17 protein-coding genes, 1 tRNA gene and 7 pseudogenes are annotated in these 24,553 nt (G+C 51.6%); 16 read left to right on the forward strand and 9 right to left on the reverse strand.

Annotation, left to right across the window (positions count from 1 at the left end):
- The first annotated feature begins 110 nt into the window (after positions 1-110).
- A pseudogene (gene rcsA / locus O1V66_RS08800) lies at positions 111-738 on the forward strand (transcriptional regulator RcsA).
- A gap of 108 nt (positions 739-846) precedes the next feature.
- On the opposite strand, the gene dsrB reads toward rcsA, so the two are convergent.
- The 5 genes from dsrB to O1V66_RS08825 form a co-directional block, all read right to left on the reverse strand.
- The gene (dsrB, locus tag O1V66_RS08805; protein WP_045046761.1) at positions 847-1,041 is read right to left on the reverse strand and encodes a protein DsrB; all 195 of its coding nucleotides are present in this window, start codon (positions 1,039-1,041) and stop codon (positions 847-849) included.
- 195 nt (positions 1,042-1,236) lie between these two features.
- Positions 1,237-1,449, reverse strand: a complete 213-nt coding sequence (gene cspE, locus O1V66_RS08810) for a transcription antiterminator/RNA stability regulator CspE (protein ID WP_045046760.1) — start codon at positions 1,447-1,449, stop codon at positions 1,237-1,239.
- 426 nt (positions 1,450-1,875) lie between these two features.
- On the reverse strand, positions 1,876-2,223 hold the full coding sequence (locus tag O1V66_RS08815; protein WP_045046890.1) for a hypothetical protein: 348 nt from the start codon (positions 2,221-2,223) through the stop codon (positions 1,876-1,878).
- A gap of 154 nt (positions 2,224-2,377) precedes the next feature.
- Positions 2,378-3,436 (reverse strand): NAD(P)-dependent alcohol dehydrogenase, encoded by a 1,059-nt coding sequence (locus tag O1V66_RS08820; protein ID WP_045046759.1) that lies wholly within the window; start codon positions 3,434-3,436, stop codon positions 2,378-2,380.
- Positions 3,437-3,649: 213 nt separating this feature from the next.
- Positions 3,650-4,660 carry an AI-2E family transporter gene (locus O1V66_RS08825; protein WP_045046758.1) on the reverse strand — a complete coding sequence of 337 codons (1,011 nt, stop codon included), beginning with the start codon at positions 4,658-4,660 and terminating at the stop codon, positions 3,650-3,652.
- A gap of 197 nt (positions 4,661-4,857) precedes the next feature.
- Between O1V66_RS08825 and O1V66_RS08830 the strand changes: the two are divergent.
- The 4 genes and pseudogenes from O1V66_RS08830 to O1V66_RS08845 all read left to right on the forward strand — a co-directional run bounded on the left by O1V66_RS08830 (position 4,858) and on the right by O1V66_RS08845 (position 8,461).
- Positions 4,858-5,516: pseudogene (locus tag O1V66_RS08830) on the forward strand (epoxyqueuosine reductase QueH).
- Positions 5,517-5,776: 260 nt separating this feature from the next.
- Positions 5,777-6,466, forward strand: a complete 690-nt coding sequence (locus tag O1V66_RS08835; protein ID WP_045046756.1) for a DUF969 domain-containing protein — start codon at positions 5,777-5,779, stop codon at positions 6,464-6,466.
- Positions 6,463-7,414: pseudogene (locus O1V66_RS08840) on the forward strand (DUF979 domain-containing protein). The gene O1V66_RS08835 and the pseudogene O1V66_RS08840 overlap by 4 nt, the downstream one beginning before the upstream one ends.
- Before the next feature lie 42 nt (positions 7,415-7,456).
- Positions 7,457-8,461: a DUF2891 domain-containing protein gene (locus O1V66_RS08845; protein ID WP_206540478.1), complete on the forward strand. Its 1,005-nt coding sequence runs from the start codon at positions 7,457-7,459 to the stop codon at positions 8,459-8,461.
- A 39-nt stretch (positions 8,462-8,500) separates the two neighbouring features.
- On the opposite strand, the pseudogene lpxA reads toward O1V66_RS08845, so the two are convergent.
- A pseudogene (lpxA, locus tag O1V66_RS08850) lies at positions 8,501-9,290 on the reverse strand (acyl-ACP--UDP-N-acetylglucosamine O-acyltransferase).
- 806 nt (positions 9,291-10,096) lie between these two features.
- Between lpxA and potE the strand changes: the two are divergent.
- The 3 genes and pseudogenes from potE (at position 10,097) to O1V66_RS08865 (ending at position 14,534) form a co-directional block, all read left to right on the forward strand.
- Positions 10,097-11,498: pseudogene (gene potE / locus O1V66_RS08855) on the forward strand (putrescine-ornithine antiporter).
- 288 nt (positions 11,499-11,786) lie between these two features.
- Complete coding sequence (locus O1V66_RS08860) at positions 11,787-13,787, forward strand: Orn/Lys/Arg family decarboxylase (RefSeq protein WP_414058478.1); 2,001 nt, start codon at positions 11,787-11,789, stop codon at positions 13,785-13,787.
- Between the two features lie 81 nt (positions 13,788-13,868).
- Entirely contained in the window at positions 13,869-14,534 is a 666-nt protein-coding gene (locus O1V66_RS08865; RefSeq protein ID WP_045046750.1) for a DUF3313 domain-containing protein, read from the forward strand.
- 68 nt (positions 14,535-14,602) lie between these two features.
- Here the strand turns inward: O1V66_RS08865 and O1V66_RS08870 are convergent, their stop codons facing one another.
- Entirely contained in the window at positions 14,603-15,589 is a 987-nt protein-coding gene (locus O1V66_RS08870) for an aldo/keto reductase (RefSeq protein ID WP_045046749.1), read from the reverse strand.
- 317 nt (positions 15,590-15,906) lie between these two features.
- Here O1V66_RS08870 and O1V66_RS08875 point away from each other — a divergent pair.
- Positions 15,907-17,516 (forward strand): annotated as a pseudogene (locus tag O1V66_RS08875) (phosphoethanolamine transferase).
- A 153-nt stretch (positions 17,517-17,669) separates the two neighbouring features.
- Positions 17,670-18,177: pseudogene (locus tag O1V66_RS08880) on the forward strand (phenolic acid decarboxylase).
- Positions 18,178-18,217: 40 nt separating this feature from the next.
- On the opposite strand, the gene O1V66_RS08885 reads toward O1V66_RS08880, so the two are convergent.
- Positions 18,218-19,231, reverse strand: coding sequence for an alpha/beta fold hydrolase (locus O1V66_RS08885; RefSeq protein ID WP_045046747.1), 1,014 nt, complete (start codon positions 19,229-19,231; stop codon positions 18,218-18,220).
- A gap of 288 nt (positions 19,232-19,519) precedes the next feature.
- Between O1V66_RS08885 and mtfA the strand changes: the two genes are divergently transcribed.
- Both mtfA and O1V66_RS08895 read left to right on the forward strand, forming a co-directional pair.
- Positions 19,520-20,296 carry a DgsA anti-repressor MtfA gene (gene mtfA / locus O1V66_RS08890; protein ID WP_045046746.1) on the forward strand — a complete coding sequence of 259 codons (777 nt, stop codon included), beginning with the start codon at positions 19,520-19,522 and terminating at the stop codon, positions 20,294-20,296.
- Between the two features lie 143 nt (positions 20,297-20,439).
- Positions 20,440-20,515: transfer RNA gene (locus tag O1V66_RS08895), tRNA-Asn, on the forward strand.
- Between the two features lie 307 nt (positions 20,516-20,822).
- On the opposite strand, the gene O1V66_RS08900 is transcribed toward O1V66_RS08895, so the two are convergent.
- Positions 20,823-21,500, reverse strand: a complete 678-nt coding sequence (locus tag O1V66_RS08900) for a hypothetical protein (protein WP_045046745.1) — start codon at positions 21,498-21,500, stop codon at positions 20,823-20,825.
- Between the two features lie 292 nt (positions 21,501-21,792).
- Here O1V66_RS08900 and O1V66_RS08905 point away from each other — a divergent pair, with 292 nt between their 5' ends.
- From O1V66_RS08905 to O1V66_RS08920, 4 genes are all read left to right on the forward strand, one after another.
- Positions 21,793-22,491, forward strand: a complete 699-nt coding sequence (locus O1V66_RS08905; RefSeq protein WP_045046744.1) for an SDR family NAD(P)-dependent oxidoreductase — start codon at positions 21,793-21,795, stop codon at positions 22,489-22,491.
- Positions 22,492-23,034 carry a biotin--[acetyl-CoA-carboxylase] ligase gene (locus O1V66_RS08910; protein ID WP_269128265.1) on the forward strand — a complete coding sequence of 181 codons (543 nt, stop codon included), beginning with the start codon at positions 22,492-22,494 and terminating at the stop codon, positions 23,032-23,034.
- Between the two features lie 205 nt (positions 23,035-23,239).
- Positions 23,240-23,914 (forward strand): energy-coupling factor ABC transporter ATP-binding protein, encoded by a 675-nt coding sequence (locus tag O1V66_RS08915; RefSeq protein WP_045046742.1) that lies wholly within the window; start codon positions 23,240-23,242, stop codon positions 23,912-23,914.
- On the forward strand, positions 23,911-24,552 hold the full coding sequence (locus tag O1V66_RS08920; protein WP_045046741.1) for an energy-coupling factor transporter transmembrane component T family protein: 642 nt from the start codon (positions 23,911-23,913) through the stop codon (positions 24,550-24,552). Before O1V66_RS08915 ends, O1V66_RS08920 begins: the two co-directional genes overlap by 4 nt.
- The last annotated feature ends 1 nt before the right edge of the window (position 24,553 follow it).

A 24,553-nucleotide genomic window follows, 5' to 3' on the forward strand; every position in this document is an offset into this window, starting at 1 on the left:
TTGCAAAAAGGATCCGCAAGGTTGGCTAACTGTTAACCACCTTCATTGTCACAGCCCTCTAACCTAATAATCAGACATGCACACATGGACGTCCAATAAGGACCATAATCATGCAAACGATAATCCTGGATTTATGTCGTTTTACACGCTTGGGTTTAATACATTCCCTGTCGTTAAATGGGATTAATACCCGCGATATTATTTATGCCAGTGATATAGAAGACCTCGAACAACATTGCCAAATGCAGTTACCAAGAATTGTTTTTATCAATGAGGCTTGTTTGTCTTCCCAGGCCACGAAGTCTTCGCAATTACGTAATTTGATAGTTGAACATCCCAAGACTTTGTTTATCATTTTCATGTCGAGTACCCGCAATCATTTCGATGAATACGTGCACGTTCGCGAAAATGTGATTATTACGTCTAAATCAATAAAAACATCTTCACTCAATCAGTTGTTAAGCAGTCATATTTGTAAGTTTAATTTAGCCGGTATGGGAACCACCATGCTGGATAATTCACCAGTAGTTTTGAGCCGTAGCGAATCGAATATGTTGAAGATGTGGATGTCGGGCGAAGGCACGATTCAGATTTCCGACAAACTGAGGATCAAGGTCAAAACGGTGTCGTCTTATAAAGGCAGCATCAAACGTAAAATCAAAACGCAGAACCAAGCACATCATCTACCACGTAGTACGACTTAGTGATTCACTAACTGAAGGTATCTTTGTTAGCTAAAACTCAACAAGCTCTCCTCTCGCACGGCCTCGCCGTAGAGACGGGAGCTTCCACCCTTTCACGGGTATCGAAGTGGCGTAGCTGACAGCAAGTTTACAGCGAAGGGGCTTAACGGCCCTCTCGTGGCTCTACAAAGGTTCCATCCTTGCTTTGCGTTTCATTGAAAAACCAGATACCCGCCGGATAGTCTTCCAGAGACACAAGATACATCACCCCTTCGTAGAATGTTTCTACCGCCAGTACCCTGCCCTCGCGACGAGGACCGCCATCGGTTTTTACCGTAACAAGATCGTCAACCTGCATATGCTGCTCCGGAATGTGAATAGCCTGGGATAAGCCCAGCGCCCTGCGTTGTCTTCGATAAGTGTATTCTAGTTTACAGGGGATAAAACATGATGCGGCGCAAAGAGGAGGCGAGGAATGACAGGCAATAAAAAACCCGCCTTGGCGGGTTTTTGTAATCTACGTTATCAGCTGTAAAACAGCGGACAAGTGAGATTAGATAGCGGTAACGTTAGCCGCTGACGGACCTTTAGCACCGTTCTCGATAGAGAAAGATACGTTCTGGCCTTCAGCCAGGGTCTTGAAACCTTGATCCTGGATTGCAGAGAAGTGTACGAATACATCTTTGCTGCCGTCTGCAGGAGTGATGAAGCCAAAGCCTTTAGACTCGTTGAACCACTTAACTTGACCTTTCATCATATTAGACATGCGAATTACCTTTTAAATATAAATTTTGCCACCATGGGCATGTTATAGCCGGATTTCAGTCGTTACTTATGGAGGCACTAAGAAGGAAATTCGTCAGATCAGTGTTATCAAGGATAACGCATTAAATTGGAACAACTTTACTCAGGATGTCGTGCATAAATAGGTCTGTACCACAGGCCGAGAGCTATTTACTCATGACTGCATTTCAATAGCAACTGTTTTTAACGGTTACCTAAGGTAATTACCCAATTATGTTGAGTTATCGTACGATTAGCTTGATTTATCGACATCCAGGCCACTGATTTTAAATAAGATGCTGTGGAATGCGGCACGTAAATCGAAAATAAAAAAAATGCTGGATGCCTCTGCTCGTCGGCACGACGAGAAAAACAGCCAGCATCAGGGGCTTGCATCCTTCCTGCCCGCCTACTCCATCATCTCGGAGACGGCGTGCCGGACATAGGCGCTGATTTGCGCCAGGTCTTCGGCTTTCGCGCTGTCGCCGCCTATGGAGCGCACGCGGTTTTCGAGATGACCAATGTCCTGCTCGACCTTGTGAGCAATCTGTACCTTTACGATGGTATCAACGGAGGAGATAAAAGCCCGCATCACGGCCTTGAGCGCAAAAATTTCAGAGAACGAATCATAGGCCAGCTTTTCGGCCGGTGGATGGTTAGGGCTCTGCTTCTCACGCGGTGGCAGGTTCTTCAGGTTATCAACATGTTCGATAATCAGATCGATGTCTCTGATTAGTTCATCAAAATTCTTGGCCACTGATTTTCCTTCGCTCGGCGAAAGCAGAAGAATACCACTGCGGCAAGATGGCGAGAAGTCGGCAAGGCGGGAAAGGTGAAATTTAAACGCAAAGCGCCCGTCCACAAGCATGGACGGGCGCAGTAAACGTCAAAACCCGAGGCGAACCTTGGTGTTATGCGTTTTTCAGTGATTCCATATCGATGACGAAACGGTATTTCACGTCGCTGTTCAGCATACGGGTGTAGGCTTCGTTGATTTGATCCATATTGATCATCTCGACGTCACAACCGATGTTGTTTTCGGCACAGAAATCCAGCATTTCCTGAGTCTCTGCGATACCGCCAATCAGGGAACCCACGAGGCTCTTGCGGCCACCGATCAGTTTACCTGCGTGAACGGCAGGCTCGACCGGCTCGATAAGCCCCACCAGAATGTGCACACCGTTGACTTTCAGCGTATCAAGGTACGGGTTCAGGTCGTGCTGATGCGGAACGGTGTCGAGGATGAAGTCGAAATGGTTTTTAACGTCAGCCATTTGTTTTTCATCGGTAGACAGCACCACGTGGTTTGCACCCAGGCGACGTGCTTCCTGCTCTTTACCGGCAGAGCGGGTAAACAGCGTAACGTCTGCGCCCATGGCGTGAGCAAATTTCAGACCCATGTGGCCCAGACCGCCCAAACCTACGATAGCGACCTTGTGGCCCGGCTTCACGCCCCAATGCTTAAGCGGCGAGTACGTGGTGATACCGGCACACAGCAGCGGTGCCGCGGCCTTGAAGTCCAGCGCTTCAGGGACGCGCAGCACGAACTTCTCGGACACCACGATTTGCTCGGAGTAGCCGCCGTAAGTCATCATGCCGTCGTGGCGATCCAGACTGTTGTAAGTCATGGTCGGACCTTCTTCGCAGTACTGCTCGAGGTCGGCCTTGCAGGACGAGCACGCTTTGCAGGAATCCACCATACAGCCAACACCGACGGAATCGCCGACCTTGAACTGGGTGACTTTGGCGCCGACGTGCGTGACATAGCCAATGATTTCGTGGCCCGGAACCAGAGGATAGACGCTCTGATGCCATTCGTTACGTGCCTGGTGAATGTCTGAGTGACAAACGCCGCAATATTTGATGTCGATAACAACATCGGTATCACGCGGATCGCGACGTACGAAAGTGTGGGGTGCCAGTTCGGTCTCTGCGGACTGCGCGGCAAATCCTCGGACGTTAAGTGTCATCTGTTTTCTCCTGAGGGTTAACGAAAGAATTCGGGGTAGCGATCCTCAGAGCGCCACCGGTGCAAAGTATGCAGGCAAACGTCGGAAAATCGTTATAACGATCCTCGCGAGTGCTTGCCTAAATCTGTTTTTTTCGGAATTTTGATTAAGCGCTGTGCAACCTGCAGCGCCTAATCAGGGGGAGGAAATCGAGCGGAAGCAAGACGCTGACCGCTAGATCAAACGGGCGGATTTCAGCTCACTTTTCAGATAGGCATAGTAGATAGGCGCGGCTACAACCCCGGGCAGGCCAAAGGCGGATTCGAAAATAAGCATCGCCAGCAGCACTTCCCACGACTTGGCATTGATGCTCGTTCCTACAATTCGCGCATTCAGGAAATACTCGACCTTGTGAATGATAATCAGGTACGCCAGCACCAGCGCGCCGACCCAGAGGGATATAGACAGCCCGACGATGCAGATAACCGTATTGGAAATCAGATTGCCCACCACCGGCAGCAAGCCGCAGACAAAGGTAAAGACCACCAGCGTTTTCGACAGCGGCAAATGAATGCCGAACAGCGGCAAAATGCCAAACAGAAATATGCCCGACAGCACCGTATTGATAAGCGAGATCTGGAACTGGGCAAACACCACGTTCCGGAAAGACTGACTCAGCAGTTTCATGCGCTGCATCAAATCGTTCTTGAGGGGCGCATGCTGGTCGTCGCCGACCTGCTTTTGCAGAGAAATGATGGCACCGAGAATCATGCCGACCAGCATCGTGACGAAGGTGTGCGCGGCATTTTTACCGGCGGTCTGGATCATTACTACGTGTTCGCGCATCCATTGAATAAATTCGCGCTGCAACTCTTCGAAGTTTTCGGGCAGATAATGCAGCATGACCGGTGAAAGACGGCTTTGTGCATCACTGAGCAGTTGACTGACCTTGATGTTGAACGCCTCGGGATTACGCATGTCGTGCAGCAGGAAAGAGACGATGCCCATGACCGCCAGAATAAGACCACCTACTACAATGGTACTGATGAGGGCGACCACCAGCCAGCGGGCGCGATCGCCCCGAATGACTTTCTGAAAATAGGGCGTCAGTCCGTTGACCAGTTCATAAACCACAAAACCGGCGATAAAACACCCCAGCAGATGGAGCGGCAAAACCAGAAACAATCCGCCAATGACAATCAGCAGACTAAACCAGCGAATTTGATGCGGTCTCATTATTTGCATTGCTGCATCCTTACTTTTGATCAACAAGCGGCGATCGTTGTGTTTCTACAGCGCGTTTTACCCGTTTCGGCCGTTAAGACATCGGCTTACTTCCATCATAGCACCGAAGTATCAACGGCATAGAAAAGCACGAGTCTTTGACAGGAGATTTTGCTTCCCTATCATAACGAGAGCAATGTGAACTGACAGGCCCAATCATGAACGATTTAGTACGCGACAAACTCGCCCTACCCGATGGGCACAACAAATTATTGCTGCACTCCTGCTGCGCGCCTGTTCCGGTGAGGTGATGGAGGCGATTCAGGCCTCGGGCATCGAGTATGCGATATTTTTCTACAATCCCAATATTCATCCGCAAAAAGAGTATCTGCTGCGCAAAGAGGAAAATATCCGCTTTGCCGAACAGCACAATATTCCCTTTATCGATGCCGATTACGACACCGATAACTGGTTCGAACGCGCGCGCGGGATGGAAAAAGAGCCGGAGCGCGGCATTCGCTGCACCATGTGTTTCGACATGCGTTTCGAACGCACCGCGCTCTATGCGTTCGAGCATGGCTACACGGCCATTTCAAGCTCGCTTGGCATTTCGCGCTGGAAGGACATGCAGCAGATCAACGGTTGCGGCCATCGCTCGGCGGCGCCTTATCCTGGCATGGTGTACTGGGACTATAACTGGCGCAAAAAGGGCGGCGCGGCGCGGATGGTCGAAATCAGCAAACGCGAGCACTTTTACCAGCAGGAATATTGCGGCTGCGTGTATTCCCTGCGTGACACCAACCTGCATCGCAAGGCGCAGGGTCGTCCGTTAATTAAACTCGGCGTAAAATATTACGGCGACGAAGACGACGAATAACCGGCAATATCCTTTCAATAGCCCGATTTTCATCGGGCTAATCTCTTAAGCTTTATCCCGCTCACATTTTCCACCTCGCCGCTTTTTTCTACCACATTCAAACTTGCTTAACGCGCTCGTGCTTGGTACTTTCCGACTCTGGCATTTCTTATGCTTTTCGTACTAATCCGACTTATAAAAAATATATACCTATAAATCAAAGCAATACATAAGAACATCACAACGTCACACGTCTATTTTTGAACAACAGGGGTAATACTATGTGGGTATTGATTGGCATTCCGATCGTCGTGATCGGCTTTGCGTTGCGGTTCAATCCGCTGCTCGTCGTCACTATCGCCGGGATTTCAACCGGCCTGGCGGGCGGTATGCAGACGGTCGAGATTGTCGGCGCGTTCGGTAAAGCGTTTATTGATAACCGCTACATGGGCCTGATTTGGCTGACGCTGCCTGTCATCGCGATTCTGGAACGCAGCGGCTTAAGAGAACAGGCGCAGCATCTGATTTCCAAAATTCACGCTGCCACCACCGGTCGCGTATTGATGCTCTACTTCTTTATTCGTCAGATGACTGCCGCACTGGGCCTGACGTCACTTGGCGGACACGCGCAGATGGTCCGCCCGCTTATTGCCCCGATGGCCGAAGCCGCAGCGGTAAGCAAATACGGTGACTTACCGGCCGAGGTGCGCCAGAAAATTCGCGCCAATGCCGCGGCCGTCGATAACATCGCCGTATTCTTCGGCGAAGACATCTTTATTGCAGTGCAGTCGATTTTGTTGATTAAAGGTTTCCTCGACCAGAACGGCGTCTTTGTCGAACCTTTGCAGCTTTCCGTATGGGCTATTCCGACGGCCATCGCCGCGCTGATTATTCATTTCTTCCGTTTATGGTTGCTCGACCGCTCTCTGGCCAAACGTTTTGATGCACAATGGGCGGAGGCGGCAAAATGATTACCCTTAATACCGTTTATATCCTCGCGGGCCTGCTGTTTGCCGCGTTTGCCCTTTTCAACCTTGGCGATAAAACCAATCCCAAGCGCGTAATCAATGCCTTGGTTCTGGGGAATCTACGCCCTTACCTTCCTGATTGGTACGCAATTGCCGCATTTTGTGACCGGCTGTATGGCGATTCTGCTGGCCGTTATTGCCGGTACGGGCCAACTGGGCAAAGGTAAACACGATGCCAGCCAGCCGGAAATCAAGGCCCGGCGCGAAGCCAATGCCAAACGTTTTGGCAACAAACTGTTTATTCCGGCCCTGCTTATTCCACTCGTGACCCTGATAGGCACCCTTACGCTGAAATATACGCCGCTTGTGGAAACCAAAAATGTCACGCTGATTTCCCTGGTGCTCGGCACCGTTGTGGCCTTTATCGTGGCGCTGGTGATGCTGCGCGACTCGCCGTTAAAAGCGATTAAAGCAGGTGGACACACGATGGATACGGTTGGCTGGGCGGCGATTCTGCCGCAAATGCTGGCCGCGCTGGGCGGACTGTTTGCGCTGGCGGGCGTGGGAACCGTGGTTGCTGACTTGGTGAAAGACATCATTCCGATGGGATCGCCGCTGGCCATTTGCATCGCTTATACTTTCGGCATGGCACTGTTTACCATGATCATGGGCAACGGCTTCGCGGCCTTCCCCGTAATGACCGCCGGTATCGGTTTACCGCTTATCTTCCATCAACTGGGCGGCAACCCGGCAATTATGGGCGCTATCGGCATGTTGTCGGGCTTCTGTGGAACCCTGATGACGCCAATGGCCGCCAACTTCAATATTGTTCCCGCCGCGCTGCTTGAGCTTAAAGATAAATATGGCGTCATCAAAGCGCAGGCCATGACGGGCATCTTGTTGTTGCTGGTCAACACTGCATTCCTGTATTTCTTTGTGTTCCGTTTCTAACGGTGCGCCAAAGGAGAAATTATGTCGAGCTCGGAAAGCCCTATGCAATTGACGCCAGAAATGGCGTCACGCTTCGCCTCGCTGGCGTTGAATCATTTAACTCGTGAATACCCGAACAAGCTGACCCATGCGCTTGCCGGGCCGGAAGATGTTCAAGGCCCGCGCGCGCTGCATCCTATTTTTTATGGCAGTTATGACTGGCACTCCTGCGTGCATGGCTACTGGCTGCTGCTGCGCCTGCTTGGGCGGTATCCGGCATTGCCCGAAGCCGACGCGATTATCGCCGTGGTCTCCACGCATTTCACGCCGGAAAATGTGGCGGGCGAGATGCGCTATCTTCAGCAAAAGCAGCACAGCGGTTTCGAACGCCCTTATGGTTGGGCCTGGTTCCTGGCACTGATTCAGCAACTGGAAGCCCTGCCCTTGCCGCAGGCGGCGCAATGGGTGAAAACGTTGTCGCCGATGACGGAATTTTTCGTCAAAAGTTTCTGCGAGTTTCTGCCTAAAGCGACCTATCCCCTGCGCGTCGGGACCCATTTCAATACCGCCTTCGCGCTGGCGTTGACGTTGGACTATGCCCGAAGCGCGTCGCGCAACAAGCTCGCCTCGCTGATTGAAGAGACGGCGCTACGCTGGCATCTTGAAGACGTGAACTGTCAGGCCTGGGAACCGGGCGGTGACGAGTTCCTGTCGCCTTCCTTAATGGAGGCTGAATTGATGCGTCGCGTGCTGCCGCCACAGGCATTTGTGACCTGGTTTGGCCGCTTTCTGCCGCAGTTGGCGCACGGTAAACCCGAGACTCTGTTTACACCGGCGACCGTCACGGACAGAACCGATGGCAAAATTGGTCATCTGGATGGATTGAATCTGAGTCGGGCGTGGTGTCAGCGGTCACTGGCGGCCGCCCTGCCCGCGGGCGATCCGCGGGTTTTGCTGCTCCAGACTGCCGCTGACAGTCATTTGCATAGCGCTCTCGATCATCTCGACAGCGACTATACCGGTGAGCACTGGCTCGCGACCTTTGCCCTGCTGGCGCTCGAAGCCTAAACGACCTCCTGTCGCAGCGCAGCGTGCGTTGCGACAGCGTTAGCGGATAATCCCGCGCACTGAACGTGCAAAGAAGTGCTCATAACAGCCCAGCAGCGGATATTCCTGCTGCAAGCGGGCAATCTCTTCTCTCACCACTTCCAGCGCCTCTGCGCAGTGATACAAACGTTGATAAAGCGAATGGATAATTTTACGCAGAATGTCCTCTTCAACGCGCTGTATCAAGGCATGTTCATGAATGCCAACGGGTTTGCAGCGATTCCCCTGCACACAGACAAACGGCGGGATATCCTGCACTACGCAGGATTGAGCCAGAATTTTCGCACCCAGACCCAAAATGCAGAACTGATGCACCGCCGACTGCGCGCCAAGTTCGACGTTATCGTCAACCTCGACGTGCCCTGCCAATATGCTATGGATACCGAATCGCACGGAATTGCCGACGACGCAGTCATGGCCGATATGGACCTTGTCATGAAAAACATTGTTATCGCCTATCTGCGTAATGCCGGTGCCTTGCAGCGTACCTCGATGAAGCGTGGCGTATTGACCAATATGATTACAATCGCCTATCACCAGACGTGTGGGTTCTCCGGCATATTTAAGGTCTTGATTGATTTCACCGATCGAACAGAATCGCTCTATAAGGTTGTGTTTTCCGATGCGGGTGTGGCCGTTGATAACCGTGTGAGAGGCGATTTCCGTGCCCTCGCCGATATCCACATCTTTTTGAATCAGACAGAAACGGCCCGATGCGCACGTTCGCACCAATGCGCGCGCCGTGTTCAATAATACTGTTTTTGGCAATTGTTGCAGAAGGATGAATCACGTAGAAGAATCTCCGGATGAGGCATAGGTTCAGGAAAAACCTTTAAGCCCATCCCGCCGACAGCATAAAGAAAAAAGTGCGCCAACCCAGCAGCATTTAATTTATATATTATTTGAACCTTCCCGCAGAGTTTGACTCTATGGTGAAGCTCTGGTTTTTTATCGATTGCATAAATGTGATTTATTTTTGGATTCGACACTTATCACAATGGCAGAAAATAATAGTTGAGCCACCTCAAAAAATCCGCTTAATCTTCTTCGGTTACTTCGCATTTCTCTACCGCCGACCTTCAAGGCTTCGAAAGTTAAATATCATTAGCCATTCTTGAGAATTTATACCTTCCACTCATTTATTCTCGATATATTACAACTCCTTAAAGAAAGCACCCCCTTCAATTTGTTTTAATAAATTAATAAAACCCCAAACAATCAAAAGCTAAAAAACAAAATACCATTGCATTCAATACATTACAAAGCAAAGCCATCTTTAATCTCTTTATTTCGTATTGTTACGCGGTTTTTTGGCAAAGGCCTCCCGGCGAAAACAGAAAAAATAAAAAAATAAAAATGCCGTTAACTTTTCCTTCTCAAATTAATTGCACCCCTTACACCGCCACTATTATTTAACAAGCTTTACAGCGGGTTAATAAAATCATGAGGATTAAATTAACTTAACTTGCACACTAATAAATATCACGCAACTTTAATTAATTGATATTGTGCATGTTTTAAAGATTATTATTTGCTTGATGAATTTAGGATTAAAGCTATATCTATTTAACCTTCATTATTTTTTGGAAAACGCGTATGCCAGCCGCAAAAAAGATGACCGTGGTACAACTCACCATGCTAACCGCAGTAAATATGTTAGGGTCAGGAATTGTGTTATTGCCGACCAAGCTTGCGGAAGTCGGCGCTATCTCGATTTTATCGTGGCTTATTACGGCAACAGGTTCGCTGGCGCTGGCCTATGCATTCGCCCGCTGCGGCATGCTGAGCCGTAAAACGGGCGGTATGGGCGGTTATGCCGAATATACCTTTGGCAAGGGTGGGAATTATATTACCAACTATACCTACGGCGTTTCCCTGCTCATCGCCAATGTCGCCATCAGCATTACGGCCGTCGGCTATATCGAAGAACTGTTCCATATTCACCTAAGCAGTCTCCAGGTGGGGTTAGCCACCATTGCGCTGCTATGGATTACCACGGTTCGCCAATTTCGGCGGCGCGAGTATTACGGGCAAAATCGGCGCCGTGACCGTATGGGGAGTCATAGCCCCCGTCGTCATTGTCTCGACCGTCGGATGGTTCTGGTTCGACAGCAGCGTTTACGCCGCAGGCTGGAACCCGCATAACCGAGGATGGATAGATGCCGCGGGCGCGTCCGTCGCCATTACGCTTTGGGCATTTCTAGGGCTGGAATCGGCCTGCGCCAATACGGATGCCGTTGAAAATCCCGAGAAAAACGTGCCTATTGCCGTCTTGGGCGGCACCCTCGGCGCAGCGGTTATCTATATCGTTTCTACCAATGTCATCGCCGGTATTGTCGCCAATCCTGAACTGGCCGCCTCGACCGCGCCGTTTGGACTGGTGTTTGCCAAGATGTTTACCCCATTTGTGGGTGACGCGGTAATGGCATTGATGGTCATTGCCTGTATCGGATCGTTGCTTGGATGGCAATTCACTATCGCCCAGGTATTCAAAAGCTCTGCCGACACGGGTTATTTTTTGCCGATTTTCGCCAGAGCCAACAAGGCCGGAACCCCGATTGTCGGCATGCTCATTCTTCTGGCCGGTCAAACCGCCCTCGGATTGCTCACCATCAGCCCCGACCTGACCAAGCAGTTCGATACGCTGGTCAATCTCGCCGTGGTCACCAATCTCGTTCCTTACATCCTGTCCATGGCAGCCCTGATGACGATGCAAAAAGTGTCTCATGTCCCGCCGGGCAAGGCGCTGGTCAGCAACATCATCGCCTGGATAGCCGCAGCCTACAGCTATCTGGCGCTGTACAGTTCCGGCGAACAGGCCTTGATGCTGGGCGGCGTGGCGACCATTTTCGGCTATACCCTGTTCGGCTTCGTCAATAACCGGCTTATCCGTCTCGAAGAACACAACAACAGCGTGCCGGTACAAACGGTGAGTGCGCAACACTTGTCGGAAAAACCTATCCCCGTGAATTCTGTGCAAATGACTAAGAGGTCTTGAAAATGACGGCGACCAGACAACCGCTAGGCATGTTGGCACTCCTTATCAGTAGCTCACCGGATAAGCATACGGTGCTGGGACGTGGCTTAAACCAGTTGATTCATGATGTTGAAGAGAGATTGATCACCGTTACGCTTGCCGAAACCTTAAGCGATGCCTCATCGATTCTGCATTCGGATCCGGCGATTCAATGTGTTTTATTGAGCTGGGAACCTGGACAGCAGCGAAGAGCACGAGGAGTGCATCAAGCTGCTCACCGATCTCAGAAAACGCAACACCCGTTTGCCGGTGTTTCTGATAAGCGATCGCAGCACCGCCTCGACTATTCCTTTGGTGGTCATGCAAAATGCCGACGATTTTATCTGGCTACCGGAAGACACCAGCCGCTTTATCAGCGGACGTATTCTGGCCGCCATCGAACGTTATCGTCAGGCGGTATTGCCGCCGATGCTGGGCGCGCTGCTGAAATTTGCGCGCTCTTATGAATATTCCTGGCACACACCGGGTCACGCAGGCGGCACGGCATTTCTTAAAAGCACGGCGGGCCGCGCCTTCTATGCCTTCTTTGGCGAAAATCTTTTCCGATCCGACCTCTCGATTTCCGTCGGCGAACTGGGTTCGCTGCTGGATCACAGCGGCCCGATTGGTCAGGGCGAACGCTACGCTGCCAAGGTGTTCGGGGCGCATCGCACCTATTATGTGACCAACGGTTCATCGACCTCCAACCGCGTTATTTTAATGGCGAGCGTGACGCGTAATCAGATAGCGCTTTGCGATCGCAACTGCCACAAGTCGGCCGAACACGCCATGACCCTCTCGGGCGCGATCCCGACCTATCTGGTGCCCACCCGCAACCGCTTCGGCATTATCGGCCCGATTCTGCCGCAAACCCTGAGCAGCGAAAGCATTAAAGCGGCAATCGCCCGTAATCCGCTGGTAAAAGAGGGTATCGATCCGACGCCGATTCACGCGATTATCACCAATTCGACCTACGACGGCCTGACTTACAATGTCACGCGGGTTGAAGAGTTGCTGGGTCAAAGTGTCGATCGCCTGCATTTTGATGAAGCCTGGTACGGCTATGCCCGTTTTAATCCGTTGTATCGCGACCGCTTTGCGATGCACGGCAATCCCAAAGATCATGACCCGTCCGGCCCTACCGTGTTTGCTACCCAGTCGACCCATAAGTTGCTCGCGGCATTATCACAGGCTTCAATGATTCACGTGCGAGACGGCCGCAATCCAATTCCTCATGGACGCTTCAACGAATCCTTCATGATGCATGCATCGACCTCGCCTAATTACGCCATTATGGCCTCCTGTGACGTCGGTTCGGCGATGATGGAGTCGCCCAGCGGCGAAATCCTCACCACCGAATCCATCGAGGAGGCCATCTCGTTTCGTCAGGTGGTTTCGCGGATGCACAGCGATTTAACTGAAAAAGGCGATTGGTTCTTTACCTGCTGGCAGCCTCCCGTTGTACAAGTCGGGCAGCAATCACTGCCTTTTCATGAGGTCGATCCCGCCATTTTAAAAAGCGAGCCTGATTGCTGGGTCTTGCATCCTGACGAAATCTGGCATGGCTTCGGCCTCATTGAAGACGGCTATTGCATGCTGGACCCCATTAAAGTTTCGGTGCTCACGCCGGGCATGGGCGACGACGGCGAGTTGCTCGAGCACGGCATTCCCGCCTGTGTATTGAGCGCGTATCTAAGTCGGCAAGGCATTGTGGTTGAGAAAACCACCGATTTTACGATTTTGTTCCTGTTTTCCATCGGCATTACCAAAGGAAAATGGGGCACGCTGGTCAATGCCCTGCTGGATTTCAAACGTGATTACGATGCCAATCTGGAGCTGGAAATGTGTCTGCCGGACTTGGTGGCCGTGAACAGTCAACGCTATGGCGATATGGGGTTGAAAGATCTCACGGTGCAGATTTTCAATGCGATGAAAATTCATAAAACCACCTCGACGATGGCCCAAGCCTTCGGCATGTTGCCGCAAGCCGTCTTCAGCCCCGTCGAAGCCTATGAAAAACTGGTGAGAAACGAGGTTGAGCTCATCCCGCTCAGCGAGGCCGCCAATCGTATCGTGGCGACCGGCATTGTGCCTTATCCACCGGGCATTCCGCTGCTGATGCCCGGAGAAAATACCGGCGATGCGGAAGGTCCGTTACTCGCCTATCTCAAGGCTCTGGAGAAGTTCGATACCTCTTTCCCGGGATTCACGCACGATACCCACGGAATTGAAAATGAGGCGGGTGTTTATCATTTGCTGGTACTCAAATGACAATAACCCACGTTCAGCCCCGCTGCGGCCTAGGTTGCGCGGAGCATTCCCTGATTATAAAAAATATAAGGATACAAGCTTATGCGATCGTTAAATGCCGTTTCGCGAATTGGGTTACTTCTGGCGGTCGGCCTGCTGGCGGCCTGCGCCTCGAAAGTCGCCGAAAAGCATCAATACTCTGGATTTTTAGGCAATTATGATGATCTGCAATTCGTGCAAACGGCAAGCGGACATCAGACATTGCGCTGGATTTCGCCTGATTATCACGAAAGCCATTACAAGACTCTCTCCTTCGACCCGGTCATCTACTATCCGCGCGCCGCGCCCGACAGTCGAGTGAGCGCCGACACGCTTGAGCAAATTCGCCTCTATACCGAGCAACGTCTCAAAGCGGCGCTGGGACAGCGAATGACCATCGTCAATCAGCCACAACCGGGCGGATTAAGAGTCAAAACCGCTATCACCGCCGTTACGGCCAGCAACAAGGATGTACAGTTTTATGAAGTGATCCCGGTGGGTGCGGTTATTGCCGGAGCAATGGCGGTTTCGGGGCATCGGAGTCAGAATTCGGAGCTGTTTCTCGAGCTGGAAGCCATTGATGTCACCACCGGCAAACCGTTAATCAAAGTTGTGCGCAAAGGCACCGGCAAACAGGTGGCCAACAACAGCGCGCCGATTACCGCCGCCGACGTGAAATCTGCCATTGATGACATGGTTAGAGATGTCGCGAGCTTCCCGCATCAATAGTCGGAGGATAAATGCTTGTTAAAAAAGGCCATCCTTTGAGGATGGCCTGTTACGGCCTGTACCTGAAATTACCAGCGCTGATGCACCCAAGGGGCGATTTTCTGCTGATAGATACCTTTCAATGCAAGCATCGTGTCTTCGGAAAGCGCATCGAGTTGACTCGCCTGCGCGTTGGCTTCGGACTGCGCCCTGTTTTTCGCGCCCGGGATCACCACGGTAACGTTCTCGTTCATTAATATCCAACGTAAGGCCAGCATCGCCATGGTGACGTCACCCTTAACGAACCGACGAATATCCTCGACGGCATCCAGCGCAACCTCGAACGGCACGCCCGAAAACGTCTCGCCCTTATCGAATGCTTCGCCGTTGCGGTTGAAGGCGCGATGGTCGTCTGCCGAAAAAAACGTGTCGGCTTTCATCTTGCCGGTCAGCAACCCCGAAGCCAGTGGCACGCGGGCGATAATCCCGACGTTGCGACGTTTCGCCTCCAGTAACAGATGTTCTGCCGGACGCTGTCTGAAAATATTGTAAATCAGCTGAATAGAAGAGACATTGGGAAACTCCAGCGCTTTCAGCCCCTCCTCCACCTTTTCGACGGACACCCCGTAGTGGCGAATTTTTCCGGCGGCTACCATGTCGTCCATGACGTCAAAGACTTCCGGCGTATAGTAAATTTCCGTTGGCGGGCAGTGCAACTGCACCAAATCCAGCGTGTCGGTTTGCAGATTCTGTAAGGAGCGTTCGACAAAGGCATTGAGATTTTCTGCCGTGTAACCTTCGGACACATGCGGAGAAAGACGGCGACCCAATTTGGTGGCAACAAACGGCCGCTTTCCGCCGCGCGCATTCAGCACTTCGGCAATGATTTTTTCAGAGCGGCCATCTCCATAGACATCGGCGGTATCGATAAAGGTTATTCCGGCATCCAGCGCGGCATTCAGCGCCTCCTTGGCATCTTCCACGCTGACTTCGCCCCAAGTTCCGCCGATGGCCCATGCACCGAATCCAATTTCCGAAACACTCTGGCCTGTCTGTCCCAAAATTCTTTGCTTCATAAATGCCTTCCTCAACGGGTGTGATTAAACATAAATTAACTTCGAAGGCCTGACAGCCGTCTCGACATCACATGGGCGGTCCAGCTTCTCGAAAGGAAAATTGTTTTTTTCGACTTGGCACAGCCTGAAAATGGCTGATATCACTTAATTCTTAAGCGGACAGTAGCGGCTTAAGACTAATTTAAGCTCTGCGATTCAGGATAGGCGCGATCGGCTAAACGCCTGACTTACGGCGGCCGACAATGTCAGTGCTTGTTGCCATCCGAATTCTGGAGTCTGCCTTGTTCAAGAAAATTTCCGCGTTCAGCCTGCCAGGAATGAGTTACTTTCAACTCACCCTGTTGCTGAGCCTGTACTTCACCTTTGTGGTCAACTTTCCGATTCTGGTCCATTTTTATCGGATCCTTCATGGGTTGTCGGCCTTTAAAATGGGCTTTGCCCTTTCCATTCCGCTGGTGCTGTTTGCAGCGTTGAATGTGGTATTTACCCCGTTTACCTTTAAACCGATCTTCAAACCGTTTTTTGTCATCCTGTTGATCGTGAGCGCACTCGCCGCCTACGCCCAACTGGTTTTTCACGTCATTTTTGACCGTGGCATGATTGAAAATATTGCCGAAACCCAGCAAAGCGAGGCGTCGTCCTATTTGAATGCCTCAGTCGTTGGCTGGTTTGTGATTACCGGTCTGCTGCCCGCCCTGCTGCTGCTGAAAATTCCGGTGGTCTACAATCAGACGGCGGTCAAACGTTTAGGTGTGCGCGTGCTGTCGATGGTGATTTCACTGGCGTTGATAGGCGGTGTCGCTGCGCTTTACTACAAGGATTACGCCTCGGTAGGACGCAACAACCGCACGCTGAACCTCGAAATTCTGCCAACCAACTTCCTGTATAGCGCTTTCCAATACATTAACCATACCTATTTCATCAAGCCGTTGCCTTTTGAACAGGTAGGAACGGACGCCAAACTGGTGCAAAAAGCGGGTCAAAAACCGACCTTGATGATGCTGGTGATTGGAGAAACCGGCCGCGCCCAGAATCAGTCCTACAACGGTTATGAGAAACCGACCAACGGTTTTACCCAACAGATACCGGATATGGTGTTCTTTAAACACATGACCTCCTGCGGTACCGCAACCGCTGTCTCGGTGCCCTGCATGTTTTCCGATATGAAACGGGTCAATTTCGATAATGCCCGTGCGCACAGCAGCGACAGCTTCCTCGACATTCTGCAGCGCGCCGGCGTGTCGGTTTATTGGAAAGATAATGATGAAGGCTGCAAAGGCGTGTGCGATCGCGTTCCGAACATCACACTCGATACCAAAAAAGACGGCAAATTCTGCGACGGCGACACGTGTCTCGATGCGGCCCTGCTGGAAAACATAGACGACAAGATTGTCGACGACGGCAAAAACAAGCTGCTCGCCTTCCATCTCATCGGCAGTCACGGCCCTGCCTATTATCATCGTTATCCCGATAATTTCCGTTACTTCACGCCCGATTGTGAAAGAAGCGATATAGAAAATTGCAGTCATGAGCAACTGGTCAATACCTACGACAACACGGTGCGCTATACCGATTACGTGTTGAGCCAGGTCGTCGCCAAGGCTAGGCAATATGAAGACAAATATAACGTGGTGATGATTTATCTGTCCGATCACGGCGAATCGCTTGGTGAAGATGGCCTTTATCTGCATGGAACGCCCTACAGCGTGGCACCGCCACAGCAAACCCATGTGCCGATGATGTTCTGGCTTTCGCCGCAATACGCTGCCGCAGAAGGGATTTCGATGAGTTGCCTGCAAACGGCCGCCGAGAAAGGGAGTTTTCGCAAGACAACCTGTTCCACACCGTTTTAGATGCGATGGACGTTAAAACTTCGGCGCTTGATCCGACACTCGATATTTTTAAAGCCTGCAGGACGGCACAATAATCAACAGGGGGCAACGGCGGTGTAGTGCCGGAAGCCCCTGATTATTAGCACAATCTCCTCATCTCGTTGGCTGCCCGTCATCTATTGTTAACACAGATGTCGCCACGGGCAGCGCCTTGCGACCCAAATGATTGCAACAAAGGGAGACAGAGAATGAGCGGTTTTGATAAAGAAGATTTAAGCGGATTTGTCGGCAAGCATGTGGTTTACACCTACGATAACGGCTGGAACTACGAAATTTATGTCAAAAATGCCACCACACTCGACTATCGCATTCACAGCGGCATCGTAGGCAATCGCTGGGTCAAAAGCCAGCACGCCTACATCGGTTCGCGTCGCGCGTGAAGTCTATAAAATTTCATGGACCGAGCCGACCGGCACCGACGTCAGCCTGATCGTGAATCTGGCAGACAAGGTCTTCCACGGCACGATTTTCTTCCCGCGCTGGGTCATCAATCATCCGGAAAGAACCGTGTGTTTCCAAAACGAGCACATCGCACAGATGGAAGCTTATCGCGATGCAGGTCCGGCCTACCCTACCGAAATTATTGACGAATTTGCGACTATTACTTTCGTTCGCGATTGCGGAGCCGACAACGAAGACGTCATTGACTGTGCCGCCAGCGAACTTCCCGAAAACTTCCCGCAAAATCTACGCTAAACAGCCATATGACGCCCCACATGACGAGGGGCGTCATCATTTAACGCAGCACGTTAATCAGACTCTGATTAAACTTCTCCGGTTCTTCCATCTGAGGCGCATGCCCCAACCCCTTGAACTCAATCAGTTTCGCATGCGGAATCAACTTTGCCGCCTGCTTGCCGAGCACATTATAATGCCCCAGTCTGGCTTTCACGGCCGGAGGCGCAATATCGCTGCCAATGGCGGTGGTATCCGACGTCCCAATCATCAGCGTTGTCGGCACACGCAAATCCTTGAATTCATAGAATACCGGCTGCGTGAAGATCATGTCGTAGATCAGCGCCGAGTTCCACGCCACCAGCTTGTGCCCCGGTCCGTTGTTCAACCCCGCCAGCATATCGACCCAGCGATCGTATTCCGGTTTCCATTTCCCGACATAATAGGTTTTCAGTTCGTAATCATGAATGCTCTGCGCAGACAGTGTTAACTCGCGGTCATACCACTGATCCACCGTGCGGTAAGGCGCACCTTTTGCTTTCCAGTCTTCAAGCCCGATAGGGTTGACCAACACCAGTTTTGAGGTTTCCTGCGGATACATCAGCGCATAACGTGTCGCCAGCATGCCGCCCGTGGAGTGGCCCACAATCACGGCCTTGTCGATTTTCAGGCTCTTGAGCAGGTCGTGAGTATTGGTGGCCAACTGCTGGAACGTATATTGATAATGCTCGGGTTTGGAAGACGAACAGAAACCAATCTGGTCGGGTGCCACAACGCGATACCCTTGTCCCAGCAACGCCTTGACGGTATCGCCCCAGGTTGCGCCACAGAAATTTTTGCCGTGCATCAGCACCACTGTCTGCCCGTTTCTTTTCCCCTGCGGCTTCACGTCCATATACCCCATTTGCAGTGGAACGCCCTGGGAGTTAAAGGAAAAATGCTGAAGCGGGTACGGATAATCAAAGCCTTGAAGCTGCGGACCATAGGATGGCGCATCGGCCGCCATTGCTGCGCCGGACGCCAGTACCAACGCCAACGCGGATGAGGTAAGCCATTTTTTAGCTGAAAAGAGCATCGTGAATCCCCGAAAAATCGCCACTGTGCGACATAAAAGAAGAATAGTAAGGGGTTTATTGAAAGGATTGAATGATAAATGGTGACATTTTGTTTATTCCTTCGACGCTTAGCCACAGCAACTCCGCAAAATAGTCCGCCCGTCTCGGGACGAAAGCATTTACGTGAGCTACGTTTGATAAGAAGGATCTGCGAGTGGCATAAGCTGTCAATGCTGATACCCTACCTCGGATTTTTAGGCGACTGAATTTCATAACATCATGAATGTTCTGACCTTGCGAGCGAAATAATGATCAAGTGGCCGTGGAAAAACACTCAACCCAATCTCGATAAAAGCGACGTTTGGCAACAGGCGCTGGCGATCCCGCTTTTCTCCGATTTTAATGAACTTGAACAACAGCGTTTAATCCACGTCGCCGGGCAACTTTTACAGCAAAAAAGATTGATGCAGCTTCAGGGCGTAGAACTCGATGAGGCGCTTCAGGCAAGAGTCGCCCTGATTTTTGCGTTGCCCGTGATGGAACTCGGTGCAGACTGGCTCGATGGATTTCACGAAGTCCTGCTTTATCCCACGCCTTTTATCGTCGATACCCCGTGGCAGGACGACAACGGGCTGGTGCATTCCGGCTCGCAGGTGCAATCCGGGCAAAGCTGGGATCAAGGCCCTATTGTTCTCAACTGGCTGGACGTGCAGGACTCCTTCGACAAATCCGGGTTCAATCTGATCATTCATGAAACCGCGCATAAACTGGATGTCAGAAACGGCGGCGAAGCGACCGGTATTCCGCCTATTCCGCTGCGTGAAGTTGTCGCCTGGGAACATGATTTGCAGGCCGCAATGGAAAACTTGCAGGACGAAATCGATATGGTGGGCGAAGAGGCCGCCAGCATGGACGCCTATGCCGCCACCGATCCCGCCGAGTGTTTCGCCGTGCTTTCCGAATATTTTTTCAGCGCACCCGAGCTTTTGTCTGGACGTTTCCCTCTGGTGTACGGACATTTCAGCCGTTTTTACCGCCAAGACCCCTTGATGCGCCAGACTCGCGGCAAACATTCCGACGGCTGAAAGGCTCGCTACCTACCAGAATTTGCTCGAAAAAGCCCGATCCTCGCCGCTTTCGCTCAGTTGATGAGCAGTCGGACGATAACGTGAAATTTAGCGTTGACACCTCGGCACCCTCTGGATATCATGCGCCCCGTTCACACGATTCCTCTGTAGTTCAGTCGGTAGAACGGCGGACTGTTAATCCGTATGTCACTGGTTCGAGTCCAGTCAGAGGAGCCAAATTAGAAAAACCCGCTTAAGGCAACTTAAGCGGGTTTTTTGCTTTTAGCGGGTTGCACCTGCTACAGCTGTGAAAACATTTCCCGATGCATTTTTAGTTATTCCTCTGCATCGGGAAAGATGGGTGGTGTGATGTGGGGTCATTTCGGTTCGATGACGGAGTCCCCGCAGGATGCAGTGAGCAAATATTTATTCTGGCGAACAATTTGCTGATGTAATCTTATCGGTAATAGAACAAATCCCTCTGGCAACAACCAGGATTATATTGATGCTCAAGACTAGCCTCTTAAAAATGATGGTTCTCTGGTCAAGAGTCGGATGAGGTTCGCCGCCTGACGAGAAACATCCGTTGTCCGTGTTCAGCAAGCGAAGACACGGTCGGAACGGGAGTTTCGACTATCTCGAAACCGGCGTCCTGTAGACTTGATTGCCAGCGCAGAGTCGACACCTTTGTAGGCGTTTCATCCTTTACAGCATGTTGAAGGAGGCAGGTTGCGGATATCCATGTCAGCCTTTGCTGCGCCTCGATAATCAATAAGCGACACGTCGAAGAAAGTGGGGAAAACAGCAGGGTCTGCGCCATTTGCGGAGTTTTGAGCACGTCGCTTATTGTCTCGCTGGTTGCATGGAGACCATCGGCATAAAGCCCGCCGCCGCTACAGCCATCAAGAAAATGTTGTAGCCTATGTTTACCGTCATCTATCCGCTGGTCGAGCTGCATTTCACACGGCGCGCAGTCGCCAAGCTGCCACTCTCCCTGCTCAAAGTCCAACAGTCCTTCTTCATGAAGAATATGATGCCAGCGGGTAATCAGCGGCGTGAAACAGCTGTCGATGCGCAGTGCCTGTATCGCCGGTGCAATTTGCCACTTCTCCTGTATGACAAACTCCAGACGATGCAGCACTTGCAACATGATAAAAGGTGCAAGCGTTTCGCTTTCGCACTGAAAGGCCGCCAGCGCGTTGATATGAATGTCTTTAAACATAGAATTCACCATTCGTCATTAATGGCATCACAAATGATTATTATTCCCATTAACATAATCAACCCTTTTATGCTTTGCAAACCCGTTTTTATTGGGGTTTTTCTGCTTACCGTTGGTCTCTTTCGTCATCGGGATTGAAAACCCACGATAAACACCTCCGGCCCTTCCCCGGCGAGGCACATTAATTACCCCGCCTGCCAAATTGTAATTCGCACGTAAACGCGGAATAATGTAGCGCAGCAAAAAATAGCATCACCATAAATATCAATTACTTATAAATTAAAGGGTTAATGTGACTCAACGAGTAGCGCTGATAACAGGGGCGAGCCGAGGAATTGGGCGACAGGTAGCGCATCATTTCGCACAGCAAGGTTATAGCTTGATTCTGCTGGCGCGGGATGCCAATAAGCTGGATGCCGTTGCAAAATCGCTGTCGTTGCACGCGTCTCAAAGGGTGCAGACACTGGCGGTCGATCTCTGCGATGCCGCGGCGGTCGCGCAGCAGGTGAGCGCGCTGCTTTGCGCATTGCCTCAGTTGGACGTGCTGGTCAATGCCGCCGGTATTTTTCGCCCGGGTTCAAGCCGCGCGACGCTGAGTGATTTTTCCGCGATGCTGGACATTAACGTCACCGCGATTCATCACCTGTGTCAACTGTGTATTCCCGCACTTTCCCGCGCGGCACCGGGGCGTATTTTCAACCTGTCTTCCGTCAGCGGCCTGCAACCTTTTGGCGGCATTGCCGGATACGCGGCCAGCAAACATGCGCTGGTCGGCTACAGTCTGTCGTTAAGTCGTGAACTGGCGTCGCAAAATGTTCGCGTCACGGTGCTGTGCCCGGATGTGGTCGATACGGACATGTCGCAGGGTTCGGGTTTGAGCCCTCAGGAGATGATTGAAACCGCAGATATTTGTCGGGCAATTGAATTTGTTATGTCTTTATCACCGGCAGCAATGGTTGAACAACTGACCATTGGACGAGTAAGAAAATAAATGGAAATCAGTTTCTACAAAGAAGTCGACAGCACCAACAGCGAAGCGAAAAGACAGGTCGACGGCGGCAAGGCACCCGGCTTTGCCATTGCTTCGGGCAGACAAACGGCAGGTCGCGGGCGCTTTGACCGCGTGTGGCAAACCCCTGACGGCAACCTCGCGTTGACCTTCGCCATCACCGCCCCGCTTTCTCGCCCTGATCTGGCGACGCTTGCGTTAATGACCGGTCTTGCCCTGCATGACGTGATTCAACCCCTGCTTTCAGCACGGGCCACGGCAAAAATAAAATGGCCCAACGATCTGCTAATTAATGGTCACAAAGTTTCTGGCACTTTGATCGAACTGGTCGGCAAAGTTCTTTACGTCGGCATTGGTGTTAATCTGGTCAGCCGCCCTGAAAATGTGCCTTACGAGACGTTTTCGCTGGCCGATGAGGTTGATATTTCGCTGGAAGCGCTGGCGCAGGCCATTACCGGTTCGCTGGAGCCACTACCTTGCGCAATGGCTGGAATCCGGTTTCGCGCCGCTTTGCGAAAATTATAATCGCCACCTGTTCGGACGCGGCGACAAGCTGCGTATTTCGCTCGACCGCGATCGCAGCGAATGGGGTTCAGGTGTCTGCACGGCGGTAACGCCCGAGGGGCATCTTTGTCTCGCCGACGGCGAAGGCAACGTGACACGTTACAATGCTGGCGATATCGATATCATCCGCACTCTTTAAGCCGCCTTCACAGTGAGAAATCAGCCCATGCTGGAATTAAAACAGGTGTCGCACGCCTTTGGCGACCGTCAGGTGCTCAGGGATATCAGCCTGCAACTTTCTGAAAAACGCATCGGCGTGGTGGGCAGCAACGGCTGTGGCAAGAGCACGTTCGCGCGCCTGCTCAACGGTTTGCTAATCCCCGACAGTGGCGATGTTATTGTCGACGGCCTGAATACCCGTGATGAAGGCAAAGCCGTGCGCCGCAAGGTCGGTTTCGTTTTTCAGAATCCCGACAATCAAATCGTTTTCCCTATCGTGGAAGAAGATCTCGCCTTCGGCATGAAAAACCTGCGCCTGCCGAAAGAGGTGATTCAACAGCGTATCGATGACACTTTGGCGCGCTACGATATGGAATCCTTTCGAGAACATCCGTCGCATTTGCTGAGCGGCGGACAAAAACAGTTGATGGCGATTTCGGGCGTGTTGGTCATGCAACCTGATTACATCGTGTTTGACGAGCCGACGACCCTTCTGGATCTGCGTAATAAAAAACGCATTGCCCAGGCCATAGACGAGATGGAACAGAAAATCATTGTGGTGTCCCATGATCTCGATTTTTTGCAGGGATTTGATCGGGTGCTGGTATTTGAAGGCGGAAAAATTGTGGTCGACGATGTGCCCTCCGTGGCGCTTGCGGCTTATGTACGGATGATGTCATGACCCTCAGCGACTATATTCCCGGCCGCTCGTGGATTCACCGCACGCCGCCCGGATTAAAGCTTATCTTATTAGCGGTATTGGGTACCCTGCTGTTTGTGTATCCTGACTGGCGCATTGCAGGAGTTAGTCTTGCCGTTATCGTGCTGCTTTATCCACTGGCCGGAATCAAGCTGAAAGTGATGCTGGCACAAATAAAACCGATGCTGGTCATCCTGCTGGTGCTCTTTGTTGTGCAGTGGTTAATCGTCAATGCGCAATCGGGGTTACTGGTTGTCTTAAGGCTTAGTGCGTTATTACTGATGGCTTCGTTGATTACACTGACGACGCGCAGTTCAGATATGATAGAGGCGCTGGAAAAAAGGCTGACCTGGTTATATTTCGTCGGTATCAATCCGGCAAAAATAAGTCTGGCGCTGTCTCTGGCGCTGCGATTTATTCCGGTGCTGGCCGCCATCACTCAGGAAGTGCGTGAAGCGCAGAAAGCGCGCGGCCTGAATCACAGTGTCATTGCCGTGGCAATTCCGGTAATTATTCGCACGTTGAAAATGGCCGACAGCATTGCCGCCGCGCTCGAAGCGCGTGCCTACGACCCGCAGTCACCCTATCGCCGTAAACACTCCGCCAAAAAAGAGAATTAAG

This window comes from Rouxiella chamberiensis (assembly GCF_026967475.1).
Taxonomy (GTDB): domain Bacteria; phylum Pseudomonadota; class Gammaproteobacteria; order Enterobacterales; family Enterobacteriaceae; genus Rouxiella; species Rouxiella chamberiensis.